Here is a 23,768-nt window from a genome sequence, read left to right as displayed (position 1 = left end):
TTTAAAAACGTTTTAACGTACTCGGACTAGAGCGAGCGCATGACCGAAACGACGCGACCCATGACGGTGGCTGCGTCACCAAGGATCGGCTCGTAACGGGAGTTCTGTGGAAGCAACCAGGTATGCCCATCGCGCTGCCGGAAAGTCTTCACCGTGGCTTCTTCGTCGAGCAGTGCTGCAACGATATCGCCGTTTTCGGCGGTCTGTTGGCGACGCACAACCACCCAGTCACCGTCGCAAATTGCGGCGTCCACCATTGAATCACCCGAGACCTTGAGCATGAATAGTTCGCCGTGTCCCACTAACTGACGCGGTAGCGAGAACACATCTTCGACGGTTTGTTCGGCCAAGATTGGTCCGCCGGCGGCGATCCGTCCGACTAGAGGCACCATGGTGGTGTCGGCTGAGGTGCTTAGCTCGATCACCTTGGCGTCTTCTACCGGCTCCGGTGCGCCGGAGCTTTCCTCAGTAGCTTCGCCATCTTCAGCCAGCTGCAAGGGGAGCAGGATTTCCATGGCGCGTGGACGACGGGGATCTCGGCGGATGTACCCAAGTTTTTCCAGCTGCCCGAGTTGGTGGGTCACGCTGGACAAGCTCTTCAGGCCTACAGAGTCGCCAATCTCACGCATCGACGGAGGGTAACCGTTCCGACCGATCGAGCGTTGAATGGTTTCGAGGATTTTTTTCTGACGTATGGTCAGCGATCGGGCATTTGACCGGGGAGTGCGCTGTGATGCTGACATGTAGTTTTGCCTTCCCTTGCATTCGGTCCTCAGTTCTAACCTTCAAACTGTCGGTGCCCAATGTTGTGATGTATTTACTGATCTTCTACTTCGAAATCTTAGTTGATTTTCTCGCTTCTTTCAAAGATTTGTTCGAAAGAGTCTGGACAAGTTCGATCGGAGTCTGTTAGAAAAGATGTACTAGTATCGAACAAGTGTTCGAAGTTCGTATTCGAATTTCAGTTCGCATCATCAAAACTGTTAAGGAGAAATGTCATGGCTACGCTCGCACTCGTACCGCAGCAAGACAAAGCACCGCTGAAGATCCGCATCAATCGTCGTGGATGGGCGGTCCTCGTGGGCATCCCAATCTTCCTGTTGACGATCGCCGCGGCGTTCGTCTTCACGATGTTCACCTCCAGCGCCAACGCATCCACCGACCTCCCCGCCGGTCTGGAAACCGTAGAAGTCACGGTCATTCCAGGCGACACACTCTGGAGTCTTGCCAGTGAATATGCTCGGGGCTACGAGGTTAACGCTGCAATGAACCACATCGAAGAGCTGAACGCGATTGATACCGGCATGCTTTACGCGGGGGACACCATCAACATTCCGGTCCTCGCGAACTAGGAATTGGCTCACCATTGTTACCTGTTCTTGTCGTGGATTCACCACGCAGAGCAACTCACCATTAGAATTAATGCGTGAATGACCGTAGTGAACTTCTGAGTCAGCTGCCTTTGCGTGAGAACCTCCGCGGGCTTTCCCCATATGGTGCGCCACAAATCGACGTTCCCATTCAGCTGAACGTCAACGAAAACACGCATCCACTGCCAACGAGCGTAGTCGACGCCATCGCCCAAGAAGTCGCCAAGGCGGCCACTACCCTCAACCGCTACCCAGATCGTGAATTTACCGAACTGCGTGAACTGCTCGCCGCATATCTGGGCCACAACCTAGATCGCGAGAACATCTGGGCAGCCAACGGCTCTAACGAAATTCTCCAGCAAATCCTGCAAGCCTTCGGCGGACCGGGACGAAGTCTGCTGAGCTTTGTCCCCACATATTCGATGTACCCGTTGCTGGCCAGCGGAACCGATACTCAATTTATCGCTGGCACCCGCGCGGAGGACTTCACACTCAGCGCCGATTCCGCCGCCGCACAGGTTCGCACCCACCGGCCAAACGTGATCTTCCTGTGCTCCCCGAATAACCCCACCGGCACAGCGCTGGGACTAGACGTGATCGAAGCGGTCTACGCGGCAGCCAGTGAAACCAACGCGATCGTCGTGGTGGATGAAGCCTACGCCGAGTTCTCGCTGGCAAACACCAAATCGGCGCTGACCCTGCTTGAGGGCCGTCAGCGGCTGATCGTCTCGCGCACGATGTCTAAAGCCTTCGGATTGGCCGGAGCCCGCGTAGGCTACTTAGCCGCAGCTCCCGAGGTAACCGATGCGATTCGCCTGGTCCGTTTGCCCTACCACCTGTCTGCGGTGACCCAAGCGACTGCCATCGCCGCGTTGAAAAACATCGACCTGTTGCTGGCCCAAGTTGAAGAGATCAAAACCCAGCGCGATCGCATCGTCACGAGGTTGACCGAGCTCGGCTTGAAGCCTTCGGTCTCGGATTCGAATTTTGTCTTCTTCGGCGGGTTGGAAGATCCACACACTATCTGGCAAGGTTTGCTGGATGCCGGCATCATCGTCCGCGACAATGGAATCAAGGGTACGCTGCGCGTCACCGCCGGCACCGAATCCGAAACCACCGCCTTCTTAGAGCACCTAGCCACGTTGCTGGGCGCACAGAAATAGCACTTACACACAAGCGAAGGAAGACATGTCTGCCGAATTGATTGGCGCTCGTCGCGCCCGTATGGAACGCGTGACCAGCGAATCATCAGTTTTTGTCGAGCTGGACCTGGATGGGACCGGTACCTCGGAGATCAGCACGTCCGTGCCGTTCTACGACCATATGCTCACCGCGCTATCCAAGCATTCGCTGATCGACCTGACGGTGCGTGCCACCGGTGACATCCACATCGACGTGCACCACACGGTTGAAGACGTGGCGATCACCATCGGCGAGGTATTGCGTGTTGCCTTGGGGAACAAGGCAGGCATTCGCCGCTTTGGTACCTCCTATGCACCACTGGACGAAGCGCTGGCCCGTTCGATCGTCGACGTATCAGGCCGCCCATACCTGGTGCACGGTGGCGAGCCGGCAGGTCAGGAATACCACCTGATCGGAGGGCACTTCACCGGTTCGATGACGCGCCACGTCTTTGAAGCGATCACCTTCCACGCACAGATCTGCGCGCACATCGAAGTCCTTTCGGGCCGCGACCCGCACCATATCGTCGAAGCCCAGTTCAAGTCTTTCGCCCGTGCCTTGCGTGAAGCCGTCGAACCAGACGCACGCATGGGTGACAAAATCCCATCCACGAAGGGTGCCCTGTAAGTGGCGAAGAAGAAGGTAGTTGTCCTGGACTACGGTTCCGGAAATGTCCGATCGGCAGTGCGCGCGTTGGAAGCTGCCGGAGCAGAAGTTGAGCTGACCGCCGATGCTCAAGCCATCCTCGATGCCGACGGCTTGGTCGTTCCCGGAGTCGGAGCTTACGCATCGGTAATGGAACAACTTACCAAAACCGGCGCACTACGATGGATCGGCCGGCGCATCGCAGGCGGCAAACCAGTACTTGGCATCTGTGTAGGACACCAGGTGTTTTTCGAGCAGGGCGTTGAACACGGGGTGGAAACCGAAGGCATCGGTGAATGGCCCGGTGTCGTCGAGCGTTTACAGGCCGAGGTCATCCCGCATATGGGTTGGAATACCGTACGCCCACCAGAAAATTCGAAGCTTTTTGCCGGCATCGAGAACGAACGGTTTTATTTTGTGCACTCCTATGCGGTGCAGAAGTGGGAATTTGATGTCACCCAGCCGGCGATGACCCCGCCACAGGTGACCTGGTCTACTCACGGAACCGACTTTGTCGCCGCAGTGGAAAATGGTCCACTCTCGGCAGTGCAGTTCCACCCGGAGAAATCCGGCGACGCGGGCGCAAAGCTGCTGCGTAACTGGTTGGAGACGCTCTAAATGATTTGGGCAATTCTCCTGATGGCCCTCGGAGCCTTTCTGGCTGGCGGCGCGATTTCGCTGCAACGTCAGAAGGCGCACCTGTCCTGGATCATCGCATTATGGGCCTTGGCCGCCGCGGCAGTTGCCGCCGGTTGGGTCCGCACACTCTAGACATTAGTGATAGAAGGAAATTATGAGCGAGCTACCTATTCTTGAACTGCTTCCGGCGGTAGATATTGCCGACGGCCAGGCAGTGCGCCTGGTCCAGGGTGAGGCCGGATCGGAAACCGGATACGGCGACCCACTAGAAGCTGCCTTGTCCTGGCAGCGCGAAGGCGCCGAATGGCTGCACCTGGTGGACCTCGATGCAGCATTCGGCCGCGGCAGCAACACCGAAGTGGTCCAGCGTATCGCGCAAGAACTGAATATCAAGGTGGAGCTGTCCGGTGGCATCCGTGACGATGCCTCGCTGGAACGCGCCCTAGAATTTGGAGCGACGCGCGTAAACCTGGGTACCGCCGCGCTGGAAAATCCAGAATGGACCGCTCGGGCGATTGAACGATTCGGTGACAAGATTGCCGTCGGCATGGACGTTCGCGGAACCACTCTCTCTGGCCACGGCTGGACTAAAGATGGGGGCGAACTCTGGGACGTACTGGCCCGTTTGGAAGACGCCGGCTGTGCCCGCTACGTGGTCACCGACGTGACCAAGGACGGAACACTGCGTGGCCCGAACGTTGAGCTGCTGCGTGAAATCTGCGCGAAGACCAGCAAGCCAGTCATTGCCTCCGGCGGTATCTCCTCGCTCGAGGACCTGCGCGTACTGCGTGAATTGGTCTCCGAGGGAATCGAAGGCGCGATCATGGGCAAGGCCCTGTACGCCGGTCAGTTCACTCTTGCGCAAGCGCTAGACGTGGCCGGCCGCCGCTAAACACACTAATTACAGGACCCGAGGCAGCGCATAATGATCCCTCGGGTCCTGCTTTTAATACGGCATCGTGTAACGCGACGATCGGGTAATCCGGTGATTATCGAATACGCCAACGCTGGGGGATTGGGACTTTATTGCCCCCCTGACACTGCCATGGGTGGCCAACCTCATGGGCGCAGGAAGCATTGAGGTCTTTTCTATTTGCGCACGCCGGATAGCATTGTTTTATGAGCGCATTGCACCCAGAATCAGAACCCACCCGACACCTGCCCGGCCACATTGCAGCGGCCTTGGCGCAGGCCGGTAATCACGCTGATTCTGCGGGCCAAAGCTGGGATGGGCGCGATCTAAGTGGCGAAGAAAATCCCTTGCACAAATTTGATAAGGACGATGGATCCGCCGACGCGGGCGTGGTCCGGGCCCTTGCCGAACTGCGTGCTGGGACCGGGGATGAAGCGGGGGTGCACCGCGCGCTGTCTCAGGCCCGGATCTTCGTAGCCGTGGTCGCGCAACTGGGTGAGGAGGCGATGACCGAGCATGGTTTCGCCGCCGACAAGGAAGCGGATATGGCCTTGGTGAAAATCAAGGCACCCGATGGCCGCATGGCTCTGCCCGTGTTCACTACCGTCGAACGCCTGCAAGCCTGGCATGATCAGGCCCGACCGGTCGCGGTCTATGCACCGCGTGCGGCCCTGTCCGCGGTCAGCGAAGAAGCCCAGCTCTTAGTGCTCGATCCCGGCAGCGACTTCACCTTTGTGCTGCGCCGCCCGGGAATGTGGACGCTGGCTAAACAAATTGACTGGATCCCGAGTTATTTGAACGAGCAGGTGGCAACGCTGGTCGAAGAAGCTACCGCCGGACACCAGAAATTACGGACCGTGAGGCTTGCTCCGGGCTGCGGGGTCGGTTCGCGTGACCAGCTAGGCGCCACAGTTCCAGGTGGAGGGGCGGGTCCAGAACTTAATTTGCAGTTCGTGTTTGCCGCCGGCACCCCGGAGGCCGAAGCCCGACAGATCACCCAAAGTATTCACGGGCTACTGGCCCAAAACCCAGAATTCGCCGAAGCGGTAGATTCAATCGAAGTGAGCTTGCACAGCGCACCGAACTAATAGAGAAGGAAAAGCCCGGGTATGAAACGGTATTGGCAGATTCTGCGGCAGCCGCAGATCTCTTCGCTACTGGTCATCGGAATGATTGCCCGACTTCCGCATTCGGCGCTGAGTATGCTCTTGCTCCTGCACCTGGTCACCAACCTTGATCAGAGCTGGGTATCTGCGGGTCTGGTCACCGCATTAATGACCCTGGGTATCGCAATTGGCGCACCGTGGCGTGGGGCCCGCGTTGATGCGTGGGGTCTGCGCCGGGCGCTGATCCCTTCGATCTTCGTGGAAACCCTCGTCTGGTGCACTGTGCCCCACGTTGCACTGGAATGGGTTTACCCGCTGGCGTTCGTGGGCGGGCTATTTTCCTTACCGGTGTTCTCCGTGGTCCGCACGGCGCTGGGCATCATGACCACTGGAGACCAACGCCGCACGGCTTTTGCGCTCGATGCCACCGGCACCGAGCTGGTCTTCATCGTCGGACCGGCCTCCGCAGGAATCGTCGCCACGCAGATCAGCAGCACCATCGGACTGAGCGTCATTGGAATCACTGCCTCGCTGGCTGGGCTCGCGCTGATGATTTTGAACCCACCCACGCGCAGCGACGATCCAAAAGCGGTCGCGATGCGCGCCAATGTGCATGAGGAACGCCTCGGCGCAGAAGCCAGCTTCATTGCCGCGGCACCGGTTGGCGTAGCCGAGGTGGAAGGCGAACTGATTACCGCCGGCTGGAAATCAGCGCGCGCCAGAATTAAGAGCCGAGGTCGAGCCTTTAAAGGCCGGTTTAACTGGATTAGCGCCTCGGTGCTGGCGGTCTTCATCGCCGCTGGCGGGGCCGGAGCGCTGCTCACCGGCACCGAAGTGGGCATCGTCGCCGAGCTTGAAGCCCAGTCGCGCTCCGGAGATCTAGGGATCGTGTTCCTCTTCTGGTGCGGGGCCTCGCTCATTGGCGGGTTGCTTTATGGCGCGATGAATCGTTCGATCTCCCCGCTCATGCTGTTGCTGGCCATGGCTATACTCACCGTGCCCATGTACTTCGCCACCGATACCTGGTCACTGGCCTTACTGTCGTTGGCTCCTGGATTCCTCTGCGCACCGACGCTTTCGGCGGCCTCAGAATGGCTCACCGATCTGGTCGCAGAAAAACGCCGCGGCGAGGCGATGGGTTGGTATGGTTCGGCGATGACCACCGGCACCGCTCTCGGTTCACCGCTGACAGGCGTCTTCGTTGACACGCTGGGCCCGGCAGAAGCTTTCATCGGTATCGGCACCCTGGCGGTGTTCATCGTGATCATTGCGCTGATCGCCCAACAGATTCGCCGCCGTGTGCGACGCGCGCGTCGTCGCAGGCTGGAAACCATCGGATAGCTCCGCGCTGCCTGATAATTGTTCCCCGCGCACTCTTCGCTGGGCAACTGCAGCCAATAAGTGAGCTAAAGAACAATGGACTCGCTTCCCAATGGGAAGCGAGTCCATGACGTTAATCTCTTAAATTTTGTGTAATAAAGCCTAGTTGACCGGGCCGGTGTACTTTTCGCCCGGGCCCTTGCCTGGCTGATCGGGGATCAACGAGGCTTCGCGGAAGGCTAGCTGCAAGCTGCGCAAACCATCACGCAAAGGAGCTGCGTGCTGCGAGCCAATCTCCGGTGCGCCTGCGGTGACTAGGCCAGCTAGCGCCGTAATTAGTTTGCGAGCTTCATCAAGATCCTTCAGCTCATTGGCATCTTCACCCTCTGCCAGTCCACATTTGACCGCTGCTGCGCTCATCAGGTGGACCGCTGCGGTGGTGATGATTTCTACTGCTGGAACTTCGGCGATGTCGCGCATCTGCTGTGCGACGGCTTCCTGCTGCGAGTTGGTGTCTTGAGTACTCATACTGCTAAGCTTGTCATAGACCGACTCAATACAGGTACTTGAGAGCGTCCGGTATCCGGATGATGTCCACAAGAGATCAGTGTTGAGCCATGCAAGTGGAGGCCAACTCCCACCCGCTGTAGCCGTTGAGGCTTCCGGGTCATTCGGCAGGATGCCTCGCGGTATCCCGAAATAGTTTTGCGATGAGATTCGTTTAACTATTGTGTCGTCTATGTTTTGGCCTTCGCCTGCACCTCGCAGACGGAGGCCTTCTTTGTTTGCGAGTAAGTGACTTACGAAAATCAGGAGTGACACATCAGCGATCCACGCATTAATGAGCGCATTCGCGTGCCAGAGGTACGTCTCGTCGGACCCAATGGTGAGCAAGTAGGAATTGTCCGTATTGAGGACGCACTCCGTCTAGCTGTCGAGTCCGATCTGGACTTGGTTGAGGTCGCACCGACCGCCAAGCCTCCTGTATGCAAGCTGATGGACTTCGGCAAGTTTAAGTACGAAGCTGCAGTCAAGGCTCGTGAAGCTCGTAAGAACCAGACCAACACGATCCTGAAGGAAGTTCGCTTCCGTCTGAAGATCGACACTCACGACTACGAGACCAAGGTCGGCCACGCACTACGCTTCTTAGGCGCAGGCGACAAGGTCAAGGCCATGATCCAGTTCCGCGGTCGTGAACAGCAGCGTCCAGAAATGGGCATTCGCTTGCTCGAAAAATTTGCAGCAGACGTCGCCGAGGTAGGACTCGTAGAGTCCACGCCTCGCATCGATGGCCGAAACATGGTCATGGTGGTAGGTCCGCTGAAGAACAAGGCAGAAGCTCGCCGCGAACAGCAGCAGCAACAGCAGAAGTCCGGTGGCCGGGATAGCGCGAAGCGCAAGATCCGCACCGACGCCCCAGAAGAAACCGAGGGTCAGAACGTCGCAGCTGCGATGGACGACGATGCTCGTGCCAAGCTGGAGCAGGCTCGCAACGTAGCTGACGACGAAGCTTAGCCCAAGTCTGTTGGGCCTTCGGGCCCGTCATCGGAAACGATGAAGGAGCTTCCTTGAGAAGTTCCAACTATCAAGAGAACAGCAGCGGTCACCTTGCCAAGAGGGTCCGCTTCGGATGATCCCCACAGATCTCACGATTTATGTGGAGCACGTTAGGAGAACGGCAGCTATGCCGAAGTTCAAGACTCACAGTGGCGCCAAGAAGCGCTTCAAGCTGACTGGTAGCGGCAAGCTCAAGCGCCAGCAGGCTAACCGCCGTCACTACCTGGAGCACAAGTCCTCGCGCGTTACTCGCCGCCTGGCTTCTGACCAGTTGGTCGCTAAGGCCGATGTTAAGACCATCAAGCGGATGTTGGGCATCTAAGCTCTCCCTTTTCGCAATTCGGGGAAGCACCACCCCAATAACCATAGATTTCGCTTTCATCGGGTAATCCCGGTGGGAGGAACTGACTTGAAGGAGTACACACGTGGCACGTGTGAAGCGGGCAGTAAACGCCCATAAGAAGCGTCGCGTCGTTCTGGAACGCGCAAAGGGTTACCGCGGTCAGCGTTCGCGCTTGTACCGTAAGGCCAAGGAGCAGTTGCTCCACTCGTACGTTTACAGCTTCAATGACCGTCGCAAGCGCAAGGGTGACTTCCGTCGCCTGTGGATCCAGCGTATCAACGCTGCATCCCGCGCTAACGGTTTGACCTACAACCGCTTGATCCAGGGCCTGAAGGCCGCTGAGGTCGAGGTTGACCGTCGTATGCTTTCCGAGCTTGCTGTGTCGGATTCGAACGCTTTCGCTACCTTGGTTAAGGTTGCTAAGGACGCTCTTCCAGCAGATGTCAACGCGCCACGTAACGCTGAGGTTGCAGTTGCTCCTAAGGCAGCTAAGGCTCCAAAGGCCGCCAAGGCTGCTGCACCAGCGGCTAAGTCCGTCGAAGGCGAAGGCGTAGTCAAGGCCGTTGAAGGCGAAGACGCACCAGAAGGCTTCGTCATCAAGGGCAACGCCGGTTCGAACAAGTACCACGTTCCAGGTTCGACCTGGTACGAGCAGACCGAAGCCGAGTTCTGGTTCAACTCGACCGACGCTGCTAAGGCTGCAGGCTTCGAGCCAGCTGGTGGAGAATCCCGCCAGCAGATGAAGTAAATCTGTTTCTCCCTTTGAGCTAAGCCTCAGGTAGGACAGATCACACCGAAGGGTGGGCACCGCACATAGTGCGGAGCCCACCCTTCGGTGTTTCTACCGGTATTCTCGTTATATGACCAGCTTCTCCAATGATGTGATGTCCAACCCACGCGCCGACCGAGTGAAGGCAGTAGCCCGGCTCGCCCACCGTAAGGGGCGCGAAGCAACCGGCGAATTCCTCGCCGAAGGCCCGCAGTCGGTGCGCGAAGCACTGCTCGCCCACCAAAGCAACGACCAGCTGGTTCAAGAGGTCTACGTGGTGCCCGGATTCTTGGAAGGCCACGAGGAATTTGCGACGTTGCTCGATGCGGCCGACATCCACACCTTCTTTGTCACCGGCGATGTCATTTCCGCCATGTCGGACACGAAGAACCCCCAAGGTATCCTCGCCGTAGTTGCCATGTCCCAGCCGCAGCTTTTTGAGGTACTGGCCACCAAACCGAAATTGATCGCGGTGCTGTGCCGCATTCAGGATCCGGGAAATGCCGGCACCATCTTGCGCGCCGCCGATGCTGCCGGCGCGGACGCGGTGATTATCACCAAGGACAGCGTCGATATCTATAATCCCAAAGCCGTCCGCTCCACCGCCGGTTCACTGTTCCACCTGCCGGTGCTCAGCGACGTGGACCTCGGACAGGTTGTGGCGGACATCAATAGTGCGGAAGAATCCTTCCAAATTTTGTCGGCCGATGGCTACGCGGAACACAACTTAGACACACTGCAAGATGGCGCAGTATTACGCGCTGGTGCAGTGGAGTCCGTGAGCGCAGACGAGCCAGCACTGGAACGCCCGACGATCTGGCTATTCGGCAATGAGGGCCAGGGCCTGAGCGAACAAGAGAAGGCGCTGGCGCAGTTTAACGTCGCAGTACCGCTCTACGGGGTGGCCGAGTCACTGAACGTGAGCACCGCAGCGACGGTGTGCCTCTACGCCTCGGCTCGCGCCCAGCGGTAGGTCGCGCCCGATGCAGCTCAAACAAATCGTCGCGGTAGCGATCATCGACAGTTTCCAAGCGCCCACCCAGATGCTGGCGGCACGGCGTAATCGGCCGGTTCAACTGGCCGGACTCTGGGAATTTCCCGGTGGCAAGGTCGAACCGGGGGAGTCGCAGATCGATGCGGTACACCGCGAACTGCGTGAGGAACTTGGCGTACAGCTGACTCTCGGAGCCGAAATCACCGGGCCGCACGCCCAGGGCTGGGTGCTCAATGAGCGGACAGCAATGCGCGTCTGGTTCGCCACGATCAGCGAAGGTACGCCGGACACGCTCGATGGACATGACCAATTGGCCTGGCTGGAACTCGACGATTCCCTGGGCACGGTCGTGCCATGGATCGAGGCCGACGCCCCGATTGTGGCTGCCTGTCTGGCCCAGGCCCATTCGGGGTCTACCTGCTGAAGCACGTAAGCTGGTCACAGTGCCTGGAAACGGCAACCCGTAACCAACCCACAAAATTTTTAGGAGTAATCCGAGTGAAGAGACTTCTTGGCGTTCTCGCGCTGGTCTTTACCGCAATGCTGGCCCTGTCCGGTTGCGTCAACATGAACGCTGAGGTCAACGTGACCGGTGCCGACCAGGCTACCGGTGCATTGCAGCTCACCACTCATCAGGAAAACCTGCAGGGCCAGAAGTTTGAGGACGTGCTGGCCACACAGATGAACACCGACGAGCTGGATAACATTCTGGGCGAGCAGTGGAGCTACACCACCATCGATGACGGGGAAAACGTCGGTCTGCGCTTTGAAACCATCGGCAAGATGAACTTTGTCCAGCTGCAGGACGCATTTATGACCTTCGGCTTCCCAATTACCCTGTCCGATCAGGGCGGCGAATTCGGATTCTCGATGCCAGGTGCCGGTGAAGTCGCGGTCAACGAGCAGTTCACCGAGGCAAACCTGCAGGTCAGCTTCCCCGGTAAGGTGCTCACCCACTCCGCCGGAGTGGTCGATCACCACACCGTCACCTTCGACATGATTGCCGGTGCAAACGAGTACAAGGCTACCGGCGCAGCAAACTACGCGGTGTTCTATTCGCTGATTTTTGCAGGCGCCTTGCTGGTCTTAGCAATGATCCTCGTGTTCGCTTTTGTACCGAAGGCAGCCAAGGATCCAGCCGGTCACTAAGTGATTCGTTAGCTTCTTCACGGCCTGGGCCCGTCATCGTTGAAACGTTGACGGGCCTTAGCTAATAGAATAGGGACTAATAGTTCCACGAGATAAGAGAAGGATCGATCGATCCCATGTCTGATCAGACAATCCAAGAGGCAACGGAAGCGGAGCTCAACGCACCGCATCCGACAGATGAAACAGGCATCAACGCCGCGGTTCAAGCTGCACTGGCAGCCATCGAATCCGCTGGCGACCTGACCGAACTAAAAGATGCACGGCTCGCCCACAGCGGTGAGAAGTCCGCGCTGTCGCTGGCCAACCGGCAGATCGGCAAGCTGGACAAGTCCGAGAAAGCGGTGGCCGGCAAGCTCGTCGGCGGCGCCCGCGGACGGGTGAACAAGGCGTTGGCCGCCCGTACGGCAGTGCTCGAAGAGGCCGAGGCTGCACGCATCCTGGAAGAGGAGACCGTCGACGTCACCGCGGCTCCGCGCCGCCGCCGCGTCGGGGCACGCCACCCGCTGTCGGTATTGCAGGACCGTGTGTCCGACATTTTCGTCGGCATGGGCTGGGAAATCGCCGAAGGCCCCGAGGTGGAATCCGAGTGGTTCAACTTCGACGCCCTGAACTTTAAGCCGGACCACCCGGCCCGCGAAATGCAGGACACCTTCTTCATTGAGCCTGCCGACGCACACCTGGTGCTGCGTACCCACACCTCCCCGGTGCAGGTGCGTTCGATGCTGCAGCGTGAGACGCCGGTCTACGTGCTCTGTCCGGGCCGTACCTTCCGCACCGATGAGCTGGACGCCACCCACACCCCGGTCTTCCACCAGTTTGAGGGCCTCGCCGTGGATAAGGGCCTGACCATGGCCGATCTGCGCGGCACGCTGGAGCACTTCGCGCGTCAGATGTTCGGCAAGGACGCACAGATCCGTCTGCGTCCGGCCTATTTCCCGTTCACCGAACCAAGCGCCGAACTGGACATCTGGCACCCCGGTGCCAAGGGCGGACCGCGCTGGATCGAGTGGGGCGGCTGCGGCATGATCAACCCGAACGTGCTGCGCGCCGCCGGGATCGACCCGGAAGAATACTCCGGATTCGCCTTCGGCATGGGCATCGAGCGCACGCTCATGTTCCGCAACGACGTTCCCGACATGCACGACATGATCGAGGGCGACATTCGTTTCAGCCAGCACTTCGGGATGGAGATCTAAGTTATGCGTATTCCACTTTCATGGCTGCGCGAATACACGCAGCTTCCGGCCGATGCGAGCGCCGAAGATCTGATGGCCGATCTGGTGAAGGTCGGTTTGGAAGAAGAGGACGTACACCGTCCCTCCGACAACCTCTCGGGCCCGATCGTCGTCGGCCAGGTGCTCTCCTTGGTGAAGGAAGAGCAGACCAACGGAAAAACCATCAACTGGTGCCAGGTCCGCGTGGTGCCCGAAGGGACCGAGCAGACGCTGACCGGCAAGGGCATCGAGCCCAACGGCGTGCAGGGAATCATCTGCGGCGCGCATAACTTCGTGGAGGGCGACAAGGTTGTTGTCACCCTGCCCGGCGCCGTGCTGCCCGGAGATTTTAAAATCACCCCGCGCAAAACCTACGGACATGTTTCAGCCGGAATGATCGCCTCCTCCCGCGAGCTGGGCATCGGCGAGGACCACGAGGGCATTATGGTGCTCTCAAACTTCGGGCTGGACCCAGAAGTGGGCACCGACGTCTTTGAGCTTTTCGGGCTGAATGACCAGGCCGCGGAAATCAACGTGACCCCGGACCGCGGCTACTGCTTCTCGATCCGCGGCGTCGCCCGCGAATACAGCTTAGCCACCGGCACCCCGTTCACCGACCCGGCGGCCAGCATCAAGGTCACCGCGGCCACCGGCGCCGGCCACCAGGTCAACCTGTCCGACGAGGCACCAATCTACGAGGTGCCCGGCTGCACGCGTTTTGTCACTCGCGAAGTCACCGGCATCGACCCATCGCTGCCCACCCCGCGCTGGATGGCCTCGCGCCTCCAACTGGCAGGAATGCGCTCGATCTCGCTGGTTGTCGACATCTCCAACTATGTGATGCTTGAGCTCGGCGCACCACTGCACTTCTACGATGCGGACAAGCTCACCGGTGCGATCACCGTACGCCGTGCCAACGCCGGAGAAAAGCTCACCACGCTCGATGAGAAGAACCGCGAGCTGTCGGTGGAGGACCTGCTGATCACCGACGAGTCCGGTGCCCTGGGCATCGCTGGCGTCATGGGTGGCGCGGCTACCGAGGTCAGCGATTCCACCCGCCGGGTGCTGATCGAGGCCGCGCATTTCGACGCCGTGTCCATCGGCCGATCCCGCCGCCGGCACAAACTGCCGTCGGAGGCTTCCAAGCGTTTTGAGCGCGGGGTTGACCCGCGCATTATGGACATCACCGCGCAGCGTGCAGTGGATCTGCTCGTGGAGCTGGCCGCGGGCACCGAGACTGCCAAGGTCACCGACGCAGGCATGGTTCCGGACGACACCCAGATCCAGCTGCCTGCCGGTTTCGCCGGGGCACTGATCGGCGTGGAATACACCGACGAACAGACCGTCACCGCGCTGGAGGGCATCGGCGCAAGCGTTGCGCAGAACGCGCAGGGTTTCCTGGTTACCGCCCCAAGCTGGCGCCCGGATCTGGAGATTAAGGAAGACCTGGTGGAGGAAGTAGCCCGCGTGGTTGGCTACGACCAGATCCCGGCAACCTTGCCGGTGGCCCCGCCAGGGCGCGGCCTGACCCGGAGCCAGTCCCAGCGCCGGCGCCTCTTGCAGGGCCTGGCCGATGCTGGCCTGACCGAGGTCTTGACCTACCCGTTCGTTTCCGAGGCGCAGAACAACATCTTCGGCACCGCGCAAGCCGGCAGCACGGTGAAAGCCGTGTCGCTGGCCAACCCGATCTCCAAGGAGTTCCGTTTCCTGCGCACCAGCCTGCTGCCGGGTCTGCTGGACACCGCGCGGCGCAATATCGGCCGTGGCTTCCGCGATCTGGCCTTGTACGAGGGCGGTCTGGTGTTCCTCCCGGGTGAGCAGCTGGGTTCGGCATTCCTTCCACCGCTGGGCGTCAAGCCAAGCGATGAGGTACTCGCGGACCTGTATCAAGGAGTTCCCCACCAGCCGTGGCAGCTAGCCGCGGTCTTCACCGGACACGAGGCTTCGGCCGCCGCCGGATTCGCGCCGCGCCTCTGGGACTGGGCCGACGCGCTGGACGCCGCACGCACGGCCGCGGACATCCTTGGCGTGGAGCTGGAGGTCGCGCAGGGCGATCACCAGGCTTTCCACCCGGGCCGCGCCGCGGCGCTGAAGGTTGCTGGCGAAGTGGTTGGCTACGCTGGCGAGCTGCACCCGGCAGTGCTCAAGGACGCCGATCTGCCGCCGCGCACCGTGGCGATGGAGCTGAACGCTGCCGCAATGATGGCCGCCGCGCCGCAGGTCGTCGTGGCGCAGTCGCTGTCCACCCAGCCGCTGGCTACCCAGGACGTCGCCTTGGTCGTCGATCAGCACGTCGTCGCAGGTCACGTGCTTGACACCCTGCGCGAGGGTGCCGGCGCACTGCTCGAAGAGATCACCTTGTTCGATGTGTACCAGGGCCAGGGCATCGAAGATGGCAAGAAGTCGTTGGCCTTCGGGTTGCGCTTCCGCGCCGAGGACCGCACGCTGACCGCCGATGAAGCCTCCGAGGCGCGTGCCGCCGCGGTAGCCTTGGCGGCCGAAAAGTTCGGTGCTACCCAGCGCTAAACCTCGTCAACCGGCGCCCGGCGCCGGGCAGTCTACGCCCCGGGGCAATCTGCATTCTCGCAGCTTGCCCCGGGGCGTTGGTTTTCTCCGGCAAGCGCCAGCTGGCACCGGCCGGTGCGCGCTAGAATGAGGGTTCACGGTAGCTACCTCGGGGGCAATATATGGGTTCACGGATCGCCGCGCGGCTTGGCGCGGTGCTGCTTATTGTGGTGCTTGGCGCCCTCGCGGTAGCGGTGGCGGTGTTTTTGGCGATGGGCGCGGTCAATCTGATCCAGCGCGGTGCCGGGACGCACTTGGAAGAGCCGCCCACCCCGAGCGTGGAATTCAGCGATCCGCCCGCGGACCCGCTGCCCGGGCACCCCGCCGGACCCTAGAAACGAGCGCAGCACCATGATTGTGGAACACGCCATCCTGCCCGTGCAAAGCGGCGCCCAGGAGCAGTTTGAACTCGCCTTCGCCCAGGTCCGCGGCCTGATCGAAAAACAACCGGGATTTATCGCGCTGCAACTTTCGCGTTCGATCCAGAGCCCGAACCACTACCTGCTGCTGGTGCGGTGGGAGTCGGTGGCCGCGCACACCGAAGGGTTTCGCCGCTCACCTGAGTATCAGCGCTGGAAGCAGGCGCTGCACCATTTTTATGATCCTTTCCCCATGGTGGAGCACTTTGACCCGGTGTTCGACTCGGCACGTGTCTCCACGGCGGAGGAGGGGTTGTGATCGACCGCCCGCGGGAGAGCAGACAGCTTCCGATCGCGGTCCGAGCCACCGCCTTGCAGGGAACCAGGCGCCTGAGCAGGCGCAGTTTCCGCTACTTCCGCTATGCGTTGCGCTACGCCGATGGGCGTGAACTGCACGAGGTGGGCGCGATCGAGTTCGATACACTTCTGCAGGGCCACCGCTATCCGGCTGACACCAAATGCGTCCGCGATGGGGCCAGGCAGCACTGTCCGCACACCGGGGACGGCCCGTGGGTGGATTACCCCTACGGCATGCCTCTGGCCGAGCCGCGCGAGAGCTAGTTCACATTACTTTTCCGGTTCGTAGCCGATCAGCCAGTGCACCCCAAAACGATCGCGCACCTGTCCGTCGCTGGCACCCCAGGCTTTGCGCGCCAGCGGATCCAGTACCGTGCCGCCCTCGGCGAGCTGGTCGAACCAGCCATGCAGTGTTTCCGGTGGCGCCGTGCCCAGCAGGCTGAGCATCAGCCCTTGGGTGGACACCGCTTCTTCGCCCGCTGCGGCATCGGCCGCGTACAAGGTGAGCGCACCGCGCAGCATGCCGTGGGCGATGTGCTCGCCGGGCCCGTCGGTGCGCGCAAATTCGGCGTAGCTGAAGAGCGCGAGCGTTCCGCCGAAAATATGCTGGTAGCGCTCCAGCGCGCGGGCAGCGGTCCCCGGAAAAAGAATGTAGGGCGCGGGAGCAGCCGCTGGGCGCGCCGCGGATTCGGGGGATTCAGGTTCTGCCATGAGCTTTCCTCCACACTTCGTACACCACTGAGATGCCGCGCCGGCGTTCATCGGTTGCCCCAGCCTAGTGCCGGGCCGCGCCGTGGCGCAAGAGGCGCAAGAGTCGGGACTAGAACTCTTCGCCGTGGCTGATGACGTTTGCAGCCCGACCGACGATCTGCGGATCGGGGGTGCCTACCAGCTCGTGGTCCTTGCCCTTGTACTCAAAGAGGTTCAGCACGTGGCGCATCGCCTGCAGCCGGGCGCGTTTTTTGTCGTTGGACTTCACCACCGTCCACGGGGCATGCTCGGTGTCGGTCTTCAGGAACATCTGTTTTTTCGCGGCCGTGTAGTCATCCCACTTGTCCAGCGAGGCCAGATCCATGGGGGAGAGCTTCCATTGGCGCACCGGGTCGATGCGGCGGATGAGGAAGCGGGTGAACTGTTCCGCGGCGGAGACGGAGAACCAGAACTTCACCAGGACGATGCCTTCTTCCACGAGCAGCCGTTCGAAGAGCGGGGTCTGCTCCAAAAAGTGCTCAACCTGATCTTCGCTGCAGAACCCCATCGCGCGCTCCACTCCGGCACGGTTGTACCAGGACCTGTCGAAGAGCACGATCTCCCCGGCGGCCGGAAAATGCTCGATGTAGCGCTGGTAATACCACTGGGTGGATTCGCGCTCGGTCGGCTTTTCCAGGGCCACGACGCGTGCCCCGCGCGGATTCAGGTGCTCGGTGAAGCGCTTGATCGTGCCGCCCTTACCGGCCGCGTCGCGTCCCTCAAAGACGATCATCAGCCGTCGATCGTGCGCCTTGAGCCACTTCTGCAGCTTGAGCAGTTCGATCTGCAGCGCACGCTTCTGCGTATCGTAGGCCGCCCGCTCCATTTTGGCGTCGTAGGGGTAGTCCTCGCGCCAGGTGTCCACGATGGACCCGTCCGCGCGCACCAGCACCGGGTCATCGTCGTCGTTGTCCAGCACGCGGTAGCCGCGAAACGCATCTTCAAGCAGGGGGAGTTCAACCGTCATGGGTCCAGCGTAGTTTTACCAGATGAACACCTCATGAACAATTGGCCAACCGTACATTGACTTAAGCGTTTATGACCTATGGCCTGCGCCACGTGGTTCCCGCGGGACACGGCGCGTTAGTGCGGGAAGGCCGGCAACGCCTGCTCGTAGAGCCAGGGGTGCAAAAGTGCTGCGACATCCAGCGTGCCGGGCGCGTACCCCTGGGCGTGCGCGAGGAACGCGGCGGAGTCCACATGCCCGTGGGCGTGGACGGCGACCCAGTCTTTGAGCATCGCGTAGAAGGTTTCGGCGCCCAGCTCCCCGCGCAGCGCGAACAGCGCCAGCGCTCCGCGTTTGTATACCCGGTCATCGAACATCGCCTCGGGCCCCGGGGCACCGACGGCCAGGTCCTGCGCGGACTGTTCGAGCATCTGCCAGGCCGCTTCGGCCCGCTCGGCCAGCGAGAGCAGCCCGGTGGATTCGGAGTACAGCCATTCGCTGAAGCAGGCGAACCCCTCATGCAGCCAGATATCGCTCCAGCGCTTCAAGGTCAGCGAATTACCCCACCACTGGTGCGAAAATTCGTGCGCGATCAGCCGTTGCGCCTCCCAGTCCAAGGACAGGTGGTTGCGCCCGAAAATGCTCAGCCCGGCGGCCTCCAACGGGATTTCCAGCTCGTCGTCGACCACCACAATCTTGTAGCTTGCATACGGGTAGGGCCCAAAATGCCGTTCAAAAACCTCGGCCATCTCGCCCTGCTTGGCAAAGGCGCCGCGCACTGCCAGATCCATGCCGGGCACCGCGTAGGCCAGCAGATGGCGTTGGCTATCAAACGGGATTTCGCTGTAGCGTCCGATCTGCACGGTGGCCAGGTAGCTGGCGATCGGCTCACGCTGTTCGTAGACCCAGGTATCGGCGCTTGCGGCCCGGGAGTAGCCGACCTGTTCGCCGTTGGCCACCGCCCGGTAGCCGGCATCGGTGGTGATTGAAAAACGGTAGCTGGACTTGTGGCTGGGGTGGTCGTTGCACGGGAACCAGGACGGCGCCCCGGTGGGCTGACCGGAAATCAGCACCCCGTCGGTTAATTCCTCCCAGCCGACCTCGCCCCACATGCCGTCGTCCACCCCCGGATTTCCGGCATAGCGCAGTGCCAGTTCCAGCTGTTCGCCGGCGGGCAGCAGCGCGGGCAGCTTCACCTCGATCCGGTGGTGCCGTTTGGCGACCGCGAGCTTTTTGCCCTGGCAGGTGGCCTTGAGCACGCGCAGCCCATGCAGGTTCAGCCGCACCACATCGAGGTCGACCAAGGCGCGGATGTGCAGCACGGCCTTGCCTTCGAGCAGGTTGCTGGCCAGCTTGCACTTGAGCTCCAGGTCGTAGTGCTCCACGGTGTACTGCTCGGAACCGTGGTGTTTGGTGTAGTCATCTAGCTGCTGCGGCATGCGGTGCGGTCCTCTAGGCTTTCACTGGCTGATCGGGGGTGATGTTCCAGCGTACCGCCGGATTGCCGCGCCAGTAGGTATTGGCGGGCAGCCGCTCACCGCGCAGGATCAGCGAGGCCGGCCCTGCGGTGGTGCCCTCGGAAATGACCGCGGCGGGCAGGATCACGCTGTGCGGGCCAAGCGTTGCGCCCGCACCCAGGGTGACCGTGTCGATGGACATGATGCGGTCGTGGAAGAGGTGGGTTTGCAGCACGCAGCCGCGGTTCACCGTGGCGTGATCCTCCAAGGTGACCAGGTCCGCCTCGGGGAACCAGTAACTTTCGCACCACACCCCATGCCCGATCTTGGCGCCCTGCGCACGCAGGAACCAGACCAGCGCCGGGGTGCCGGAGGCCAGGCGCGCAAACCACTGGGCGCAGACCAGTTCGACAAAGGAGTCCACCATCTCGGTGCGCCAGATGAACGAGCTCCAGAGTGTGTGCTCGCCCGGGCGGATCACCCCGACCACCAGCCATTTGGCGGCCAGTGCGGTCAGCGCGGCCACCGCGCCGGCTGCCACCAGCACCGCTCCGGAGAGCAGCGCCGCGGTGATCGGATGGCCGTAGCTGGTCAGCGCGGACAGCGCCCACAACACGGCTGCCGCGATCCCCACGGTGGTGAACACGGCCAGCGCGCGGGTCAACTCCCACAGTGCGCGCATCACCTTCAACTTCATCGGCGGGCTGTAGGTGCGTTCGGATTCGGCATCCACGGTGGTGCGCCGCAGCTTATGCGGGGGAGAGCCGATCCAGGAGGTGCCGGCCTTCATCTTGCGCGGGGTGGCCGACAGCACGGCGATCAACGAGCGCTTGGGGACCCGGCGCCCGGCATGCAGGATGCCGGAGTTGCCGAGGAACGCCTTTTTGCCCACGCGTACCGGGGCGATGTGCATCCATCCGCCGCCCAGCTCGTAGGAGGCGACCATGGTGTCATCGGCCAGAAAGGCGCCGGAGGCGATGGTGGTCATCTTCGGGATCAGCAGCACCGTGGAAATTTCCACATCGCGTCCCACCTTTGCACCGAGCAGGCGCAGCCAGATCGGGGTGAACAGCGACGCGTAGAGCGGGAACAGCACATCGCGTGCGGTATCGAGCACGCGTTCGGTGGCCCAGGCCTGCCAGCCCACCCGCGAAGTGATCGGATGCCAGCCCTCGCGCAGCCCGATGGATAGGAGCCGCACCTGAATAATCACCAGAAGCATCATTGAGAGGAACCAGACCAGCGCGGCCAGCAGCACCGCGGGAATGAAGCTCAACCCAATGCTGCTCAGCGACTTGTCACCATCCAGCAGCGGAGTCACGGCGAGCACCGCGAGGAGCACGGGGATCCACTGGGCCAGGTTCAGCAGCAGCGAGCCAATCCCGCCGAGCAGCCGCGGCAGCACCCGGTAAGCGGGAACTTGTTCGGGCCAGCGCGGTTTTGCGCGTCCTGCACGCGTGGCCGGGGAGCCGGCATAGCGTGAGTTTTCGCGGGTTTCGCCGTAGACCGCTGAGCCGGCTTCCACGATGGTGTGCGGCGCAACGATTGCGCCCGGGGCCAGTGTGGAACGCGCGCCGACAGAGGCAAAATCACCCACGGTGATGTGTCCGACGTGGACCAGATCTCCGTCGATCCAGTAACCGGAGACGTCAACCTCGGGTTCCAGTGAGGCGCCGGGGCCCACGGTGAGCATTCCGGTGACCGGCGGCAGGGTGTGCACGGCCGCGGTTTTGTCGATGTCCGCGCCGAGCATCCGCGCGTACCAAGGCAGCAGTGGTGCGCTGGCCAGCGAGATCGGATCGACCACGTCGGCGATGTGCTGGGCCAGCCAGAGCCGCAGGTGCATCGCCCCGGAGCGCCGGTAGGTGCCCGGGGTCAGCCCGCGCAGCAGCAGTTTGGCGGCCAGCACCGAGAGCAGCATGCGTCCGGGCGGGGTGACAAAAATCAGCCAGGAGGAGAGCAGCACATACCAGGGGATCGGCAGCGGCGCATCAAAAATTCCCACACTGAGCAGGAACCAGTGCCCCAGCATCAGGTAGGTGAACCAGCGCAGCCCGGAAAGGATAAACAGCGGAACCGCCAGCAGCGACTGGATGATCTGGGTGCTGCGCCGGGTGCGTTTGACGATGCGCGGTTCGATGACCTCGTCGTTGACCGGCTTACCGCCGAGGTGGGTGACCAGCGCGCCGAAGCGTGGATAGTCGTAGAGTTCGGCGACGGTCAGGTCCGGGTAGCGGTAGCGCAACGCGGAGACCAGCTGCGCGGCAGACAGCGATCCGCCGCCGGAGCCGAAGAAGTCGGCATCCGCGCTGGATACCGCGGCGCCCAACGCGCCTTGCCACGCATCTGCCACAAACTGCCCGGTTTCGTCTAAGCCGCCCAGCTGCTCGCCGGTCTCTTCGCCGGCGCCCGCCAGCGGCCAGGGCAAGGCATTGCGATCCACCTTGCCACTGGTTTTCATCGGCATGGTGTCCACCAGGGTCAGCAGCGGCACCATCGCCGCCGGTAAATCCGCGAGCAGTGCGGTGCGTGCCGCGCTCAGATCGTAGTCCGGGTCCGCGGCCAGGTAACCGACCAGAATCTTGGTGCCGGTGTTCGTTTCGCGTACCGCGACGGCCGCGCTGGACACGCCCTGCAGCGAGGCGAGGGCGGCATCAATTTCGCCCAGTTCAATGCGCCGGCCACCGATTTTCACCTGGTCATCCACGCGCCCGATGAATACCAGCCCCAGCGGATCGTTGATCACCATATCGCCCGAACGGTAAGCGCGTTCCCAACCCAGGGTGGGCATCGGCGCATACTTTTCCGCGTCCTTCTCCGGATCCAGATAGCGGGCCAGGCCCACGCCGCCGATGATCAGTTCACCGGATTGCCCCTCGGGCACCGGGATGCCTTCGGGGTCCACCACCGCGAGGTCCCAGCCGGCTAGGGGCAACCCGATGCGCACCGGCAGACTGCCGTCCATGGTGGCACCGCAGGCTACCACGGTCGCCTCGGTCGGACCGTAGGTGTTCCACAGTTCGCGGCTGCCGGTGGCCAGACGGGCGGCAAGTTCCGGTGGGCAGGCCTCCCCGCCGAAGATCAGCAAACGCACCGAATCCAGTGCCTGGGCCGGCCACAGCGCGGCCAGTGTGGGCACGGTGGATACCGCGGTGATCGAACGCGAGATCAGCCAGGGGCCCAAGTCCATGCCGCTGCGGACCAGCGCGCGCGGCGCCGGAACCAGGCAGGAGCCGTTGCGCCAGGCGATCCACATTTCCTCACAGGAGGCGTCAAAGGCCACCGATAGTCCGGCGAGCACCCGGTCGGTGGTGTTCAACGGGTCGCTGGGCAAGAACATCTGCGCCTCGGCGTCCACGAAGGCCGCCGCAGAGCGGTGCGTGACCGCAACCCCCTTGGGTTTTCCGGTGGACCCGGAGGTGAAGATGATCCACGCGTCGTCGCCAAGGTGCGGGGCACGTGGGTTGTCGAAGGGGGCCGGGCGCAATGGGTCGATCACGGTGAGCTGATCGGTGCCGGAGATGACGCCGGCCACCTGGGCCTCGTCAAAAACGGTCCTGGCGCGTTCGTCCGGATCGTCGGCGTCGACCGGTACGTAGGCGGCACCCACCCAGAGGATCGCCAGGATCCACTCGTAGAGCGCGGCGGTCCCGGAGGTGACGCGCACCCCGATCCGGTCCCCGGCGCCGAGACCCGACTGATGCAGCCGCAGCGCCTTGGCCTTGACCTCTTCGATCAGCTCGGCGTAACTTTCGATGTGTGCGCCGTCGTCAATGGCCGGCGCATCGGGATGGGCCTTGGCGGTGGCCTGCAGAATTTCGATCAGCGTGCGTGGCTCGGGGGCCAGCGGACCGGCCGGAAACTGCGCCGGGTAGATGGCCGAATTCTCGGGGGTAGAACTATCTGCGGAGTCCATAAGCGGGCGGATCCGTCCCTTCGCTACGGGTGGGGTGCACCAGTGGGCTGCGAGTTCGTGGGGGAGACGGGTTCGCATAAATAAGGGGTACGGATCCTGGAGGGGATCGGACATTGCGACGTCCTGCACCTATTAAAGCCCCTCGAAGCGGCCGCGGGGAAGCATTGGGCGCTTTTGGTTGTACGGATCACAGCAGCAATCTCGCTCTTCGAACTCA

25 protein-coding genes are annotated in these 23,768 nt (G+C 61.8%); 19 read left to right on the top strand and 6 right to left on the bottom strand.

The annotated features are described in order from the left end of the window. Positions 1–26: 26 nt before the first annotated feature. Positions 27–743 carry a transcriptional repressor LexA gene (gene lexA / locus VJ369_RS08925; RefSeq protein ID WP_324091727.1) on the bottom strand — a complete coding sequence of 239 codons (717 nt, stop codon included), beginning with the start codon at positions 741–743 and terminating at the stop codon, positions 27–29. Positions 744–998: 255 nt separating this feature from the next. Between lexA and VJ369_RS08920 the strand changes: the two genes are divergently transcribed. The 8 genes from VJ369_RS08920 to VJ369_RS08885 all read left to right on the top strand — a co-directional run bounded on the left by VJ369_RS08920 (position 999) and on the right by VJ369_RS08885 (position 7,196). Next, on the top strand, positions 999–1,352 hold the full coding sequence (locus VJ369_RS08920; protein ID WP_324091726.1) for a LysM peptidoglycan-binding domain-containing protein: 354 nt from the start codon (positions 999–1,001) through the stop codon (positions 1,350–1,352). A 74-nt stretch (positions 1,353–1,426) separates the two neighbouring features. After that, positions 1,427–2,533, top strand: a complete 1,107-nt coding sequence (locus VJ369_RS08915; RefSeq protein WP_324091725.1) for a histidinol-phosphate transaminase — start codon at positions 1,427–1,429, stop codon at positions 2,531–2,533. A 25-nt stretch (positions 2,534–2,558) separates the two neighbouring features. Next, complete coding sequence (gene hisB / locus VJ369_RS08910) at positions 2,559–3,179, top strand: imidazoleglycerol-phosphate dehydratase HisB (protein WP_324091724.1); 621 nt, start codon at positions 2,559–2,561, stop codon at positions 3,177–3,179. After that, the gene (hisH, locus tag VJ369_RS08905; RefSeq protein ID WP_324091723.1) at positions 3,180–3,815 is read left to right on the top strand and encodes an imidazole glycerol phosphate synthase subunit HisH; all 636 of its coding nucleotides are present in this window, start codon (positions 3,180–3,182) and stop codon (positions 3,813–3,815) included. Continuing rightward, positions 3,816–3,968 carry a hypothetical protein gene (locus VJ369_RS08900; RefSeq protein WP_324091722.1) on the top strand — a complete coding sequence of 51 codons (153 nt, stop codon included), beginning with the start codon at positions 3,816–3,818 and terminating at the stop codon, positions 3,966–3,968. It abuts the gene before it with no gap. Between the two features lie 22 nt (positions 3,969–3,990). Further along, positions 3,991–4,728 carry a bifunctional 1-(5-phosphoribosyl)-5-((5-phosphoribosylamino)methylideneamino)imidazole-4-carboxamide isomerase/phosphoribosylanthranilate isomerase PriA gene (gene priA, locus VJ369_RS08895; RefSeq protein ID WP_324091721.1) on the top strand — a complete coding sequence of 246 codons (738 nt, stop codon included), beginning with the start codon at positions 3,991–3,993 and terminating at the stop codon, positions 4,726–4,728. A gap of 227 nt (positions 4,729–4,955) precedes the next feature. Then, the gene (locus tag VJ369_RS08890; protein ID WP_324091720.1) at positions 4,956–5,837 is read left to right on the top strand and encodes an SseB family protein; all 882 of its coding nucleotides are present in this window, start codon (positions 4,956–4,958) and stop codon (positions 5,835–5,837) included. 21 nt (positions 5,838–5,858) lie between these two features. After that, positions 5,859–7,196, top strand: a complete 1,338-nt coding sequence (locus tag VJ369_RS08885) for an MFS transporter (protein ID WP_324091719.1) — start codon at positions 5,859–5,861, stop codon at positions 7,194–7,196. Between the two features lie 141 nt (positions 7,197–7,337). Here the strand turns inward: VJ369_RS08885 and VJ369_RS08880 are convergent, their stop codons facing one another. Continuing rightward, positions 7,338–7,703 carry a DUF1844 domain-containing protein gene (locus VJ369_RS08880; RefSeq protein ID WP_324091718.1) on the bottom strand — a complete coding sequence of 122 codons (366 nt, stop codon included), beginning with the start codon at positions 7,701–7,703 and terminating at the stop codon, positions 7,338–7,340. Positions 7,704–8,030: 327 nt separating this feature from the next. Between VJ369_RS08880 and infC the strand changes: the two genes are divergently transcribed. The 11 genes from infC (at position 8,031) to VJ369_RS08825 (ending at position 16,746) form a co-directional block, all read left to right on the top strand. Continuing rightward, positions 8,031–8,690 carry a translation initiation factor IF-3 gene (infC, locus tag VJ369_RS08875; RefSeq protein ID WP_414652637.1) on the top strand — a complete coding sequence of 220 codons (660 nt, stop codon included), beginning with the start codon at positions 8,031–8,033 and terminating at the stop codon, positions 8,688–8,690. A gap of 169 nt (positions 8,691–8,859) precedes the next feature. Continuing rightward, positions 8,860–9,054: a 50S ribosomal protein L35 gene (gene rpmI / locus VJ369_RS08870; protein ID WP_096254473.1), complete on the top strand. Its 195-nt coding sequence runs from the start codon at positions 8,860–8,862 to the stop codon at positions 9,052–9,054. Positions 9,055–9,157: 103 nt separating this feature from the next. Beyond that, on the top strand, positions 9,158–9,823 hold the full coding sequence (gene rplT, locus VJ369_RS08865; protein ID WP_324091717.1) for a 50S ribosomal protein L20: 666 nt from the start codon (positions 9,158–9,160) through the stop codon (positions 9,821–9,823). Between the two features lie 136 nt (positions 9,824–9,959). Further along, positions 9,960–10,817 carry an RNA methyltransferase gene (locus VJ369_RS08860; protein WP_324091716.1) on the top strand — a complete coding sequence of 286 codons (858 nt, stop codon included), beginning with the start codon at positions 9,960–9,962 and terminating at the stop codon, positions 10,815–10,817. A gap of 10 nt (positions 10,818–10,827) precedes the next feature. Next, positions 10,828–11,262 (top strand): (deoxy)nucleoside triphosphate pyrophosphohydrolase, encoded by a 435-nt coding sequence (locus VJ369_RS08855; protein ID WP_324091715.1) that lies wholly within the window; start codon positions 10,828–10,830, stop codon positions 11,260–11,262. A gap of 74 nt (positions 11,263–11,336) precedes the next feature. Beyond that, complete coding sequence (locus VJ369_RS08850) at positions 11,337–11,987, top strand: LppM family (lipo)protein (protein ID WP_324091714.1); 651 nt, start codon at positions 11,337–11,339, stop codon at positions 11,985–11,987. Positions 11,988–12,103: 116 nt separating this feature from the next. Next, the gene (locus tag VJ369_RS08845) at positions 12,104–13,183 is read left to right on the top strand and encodes a phenylalanine--tRNA ligase subunit alpha (protein ID WP_324091713.1); all 1,080 of its coding nucleotides are present in this window, start codon (positions 12,104–12,106) and stop codon (positions 13,181–13,183) included. 3 nt (positions 13,184–13,186) lie between these two features. Continuing rightward, positions 13,187–15,727 carry a phenylalanine--tRNA ligase subunit beta gene (pheT, locus tag VJ369_RS08840; RefSeq protein ID WP_324091712.1) on the top strand — a complete coding sequence of 847 codons (2,541 nt, stop codon included), beginning with the start codon at positions 13,187–13,189 and terminating at the stop codon, positions 15,725–15,727. 161 nt (positions 15,728–15,888) lie between these two features. Then, the gene (locus tag VJ369_RS08835) at positions 15,889–16,101 is read left to right on the top strand and encodes a hypothetical protein (protein WP_324091711.1); all 213 of its coding nucleotides are present in this window, start codon (positions 15,889–15,891) and stop codon (positions 16,099–16,101) included. A gap of 16 nt (positions 16,102–16,117) precedes the next feature. Then, the gene (locus tag VJ369_RS08830; protein ID WP_324091710.1) at positions 16,118–16,444 is read left to right on the top strand and encodes an antibiotic biosynthesis monooxygenase; all 327 of its coding nucleotides are present in this window, start codon (positions 16,118–16,120) and stop codon (positions 16,442–16,444) included. After that, positions 16,441–16,746: a hypothetical protein gene (locus tag VJ369_RS08825; RefSeq protein ID WP_324091709.1), complete on the top strand. Its 306-nt coding sequence runs from the start codon at positions 16,441–16,443 to the stop codon at positions 16,744–16,746. Before VJ369_RS08830 ends, VJ369_RS08825 begins: the two co-directional genes overlap by 4 nt. 6 nt (positions 16,747–16,752) lie before the next feature. Here VJ369_RS08825 and VJ369_RS08820 read toward each other — a convergent pair whose 3' ends face one another. The 4 genes from VJ369_RS08820 to VJ369_RS08805 all read right to left on the bottom strand — a co-directional run bounded on the left by VJ369_RS08820 (position 16,753) and on the right by VJ369_RS08805 (position 23,551). Continuing rightward, complete coding sequence (locus tag VJ369_RS08820) at positions 16,753–17,193, bottom strand: VOC family protein (protein WP_324091708.1); 441 nt, start codon at positions 17,191–17,193, stop codon at positions 16,753–16,755. Between the two features lie 109 nt (positions 17,194–17,302). After that, the gene (ppk2, locus tag VJ369_RS08815) at positions 17,303–18,199 is read right to left on the bottom strand and encodes a polyphosphate kinase 2 (protein WP_324091707.1); all 897 of its coding nucleotides are present in this window, start codon (positions 18,197–18,199) and stop codon (positions 17,303–17,305) included. Between the two features lie 116 nt (positions 18,200–18,315). Continuing rightward, positions 18,316–19,617 (bottom strand): M1 family metallopeptidase, encoded by a 1,302-nt coding sequence (locus VJ369_RS08810; RefSeq protein ID WP_324091706.1) that lies wholly within the window; start codon positions 19,615–19,617, stop codon positions 18,316–18,318. A 13-nt stretch (positions 19,618–19,630) separates the two neighbouring features. Then, positions 19,631–23,551: a Pls/PosA family non-ribosomal peptide synthetase gene (locus VJ369_RS08805; RefSeq protein ID WP_324091705.1), complete on the bottom strand. Its 3,921-nt coding sequence runs from the start codon at positions 23,549–23,551 to the stop codon at positions 19,631–19,633. Positions 23,552–23,768 lie beyond the last annotated feature (217 nt).

It is taken from the genome of Glutamicibacter sp. (assembly GCF_035257265.1).
GTDB lineage: Bacteria > Actinomycetota > Actinomycetes > Actinomycetales > Micrococcaceae > Glutamicibacter.
Note: the sequence above shows the minus strand (reverse complement) of the source record. Positions and strands in the feature narration are given on the sequence as shown.

What these genes read in the sequence shown, in the direction of transcription:
- lexA (WP_324091727.1), bottom strand. Translation starts at nt 743, where the DNA reads ATGTCAGCATCACAGCGCACTCCCCGGTCAAATGCCCGATCGCTGACC.
- VJ369_RS08920 (WP_324091726.1), top strand. Translation starts at nt 999, where the DNA reads ATGGCTACGCTCGCACTCGTACCGCAGCAAGACAAAGCACCGCTGAAG.
- hisB (WP_324091724.1), top strand. Translation starts at nt 2,559, where the DNA reads ATGTCTGCCGAATTGATTGGCGCTCGTCGCGCCCGTATGGAACGCGTG.
- VJ369_RS08900 (WP_324091722.1), top strand. Translation starts at nt 3,816, where the DNA reads ATGATTTGGGCAATTCTCCTGATGGCCCTCGGAGCCTTTCTGGCTGGC.
- priA (WP_324091721.1), top strand. Translation starts at nt 3,991, where the DNA reads ATGAGCGAGCTACCTATTCTTGAACTGCTTCCGGCGGTAGATATTGCC.
- VJ369_RS08890 (WP_324091720.1), top strand. Translation starts at nt 4,956, where the DNA reads ATGAGCGCATTGCACCCAGAATCAGAACCCACCCGACACCTGCCCGGC.
- VJ369_RS08885 (WP_324091719.1), top strand. Translation starts at nt 5,859, where the DNA reads ATGAAACGGTATTGGCAGATTCTGCGGCAGCCGCAGATCTCTTCGCTA.
- VJ369_RS08880 (WP_324091718.1), bottom strand. Translation starts at nt 7,703, where the DNA reads ATGAGTACTCAAGACACCAACTCGCAGCAGGAAGCCGTCGCACAGCAG.
- rpmI (WP_096254473.1), top strand. Translation starts at nt 8,860, where the DNA reads ATGCCGAAGTTCAAGACTCACAGTGGCGCCAAGAAGCGCTTCAAGCTG.
- VJ369_RS08860 (WP_324091716.1), top strand. Translation starts at nt 9,960, where the DNA reads ATGTCCAACCCACGCGCCGACCGAGTGAAGGCAGTAGCCCGGCTCGCC.
- VJ369_RS08855 (WP_324091715.1), top strand. Translation starts at nt 10,828, where the DNA reads ATGCAGCTCAAACAAATCGTCGCGGTAGCGATCATCGACAGTTTCCAA.
- VJ369_RS08845 (WP_324091713.1), top strand. Translation starts at nt 12,104, where the DNA reads ATGTCTGATCAGACAATCCAAGAGGCAACGGAAGCGGAGCTCAACGCA.
- pheT (WP_324091712.1), top strand. Translation starts at nt 13,187, where the DNA reads ATGCGTATTCCACTTTCATGGCTGCGCGAATACACGCAGCTTCCGGCC.
- VJ369_RS08835 (WP_324091711.1), top strand. Translation starts at nt 15,889, where the DNA reads ATGGGTTCACGGATCGCCGCGCGGCTTGGCGCGGTGCTGCTTATTGTG.
- VJ369_RS08830 (WP_324091710.1), top strand. Translation starts at nt 16,118, where the DNA reads ATGATTGTGGAACACGCCATCCTGCCCGTGCAAAGCGGCGCCCAGGAG.
- VJ369_RS08820 (WP_324091708.1), bottom strand. Translation starts at nt 17,193, where the DNA reads ATGGCAGAACCTGAATCCCCCGAATCCGCGGCGCGCCCAGCGGCTGCT.
- ppk2 (WP_324091707.1), bottom strand. Translation starts at nt 18,199, where the DNA reads ATGACGGTTGAACTCCCCCTGCTTGAAGATGCGTTTCGCGGCTACCGC.
- VJ369_RS08810 (WP_324091706.1), bottom strand. Translation starts at nt 19,617, where the DNA reads ATGCCGCAGCAGCTAGATGACTACACCAAACACCACGGTTCCGAGCAG.
- VJ369_RS08805 (WP_324091705.1), bottom strand. Translation starts at nt 23,551, where the DNA reads ATGGACTCCGCAGATAGTTCTACCCCCGAGAATTCGGCCATCTACCCG.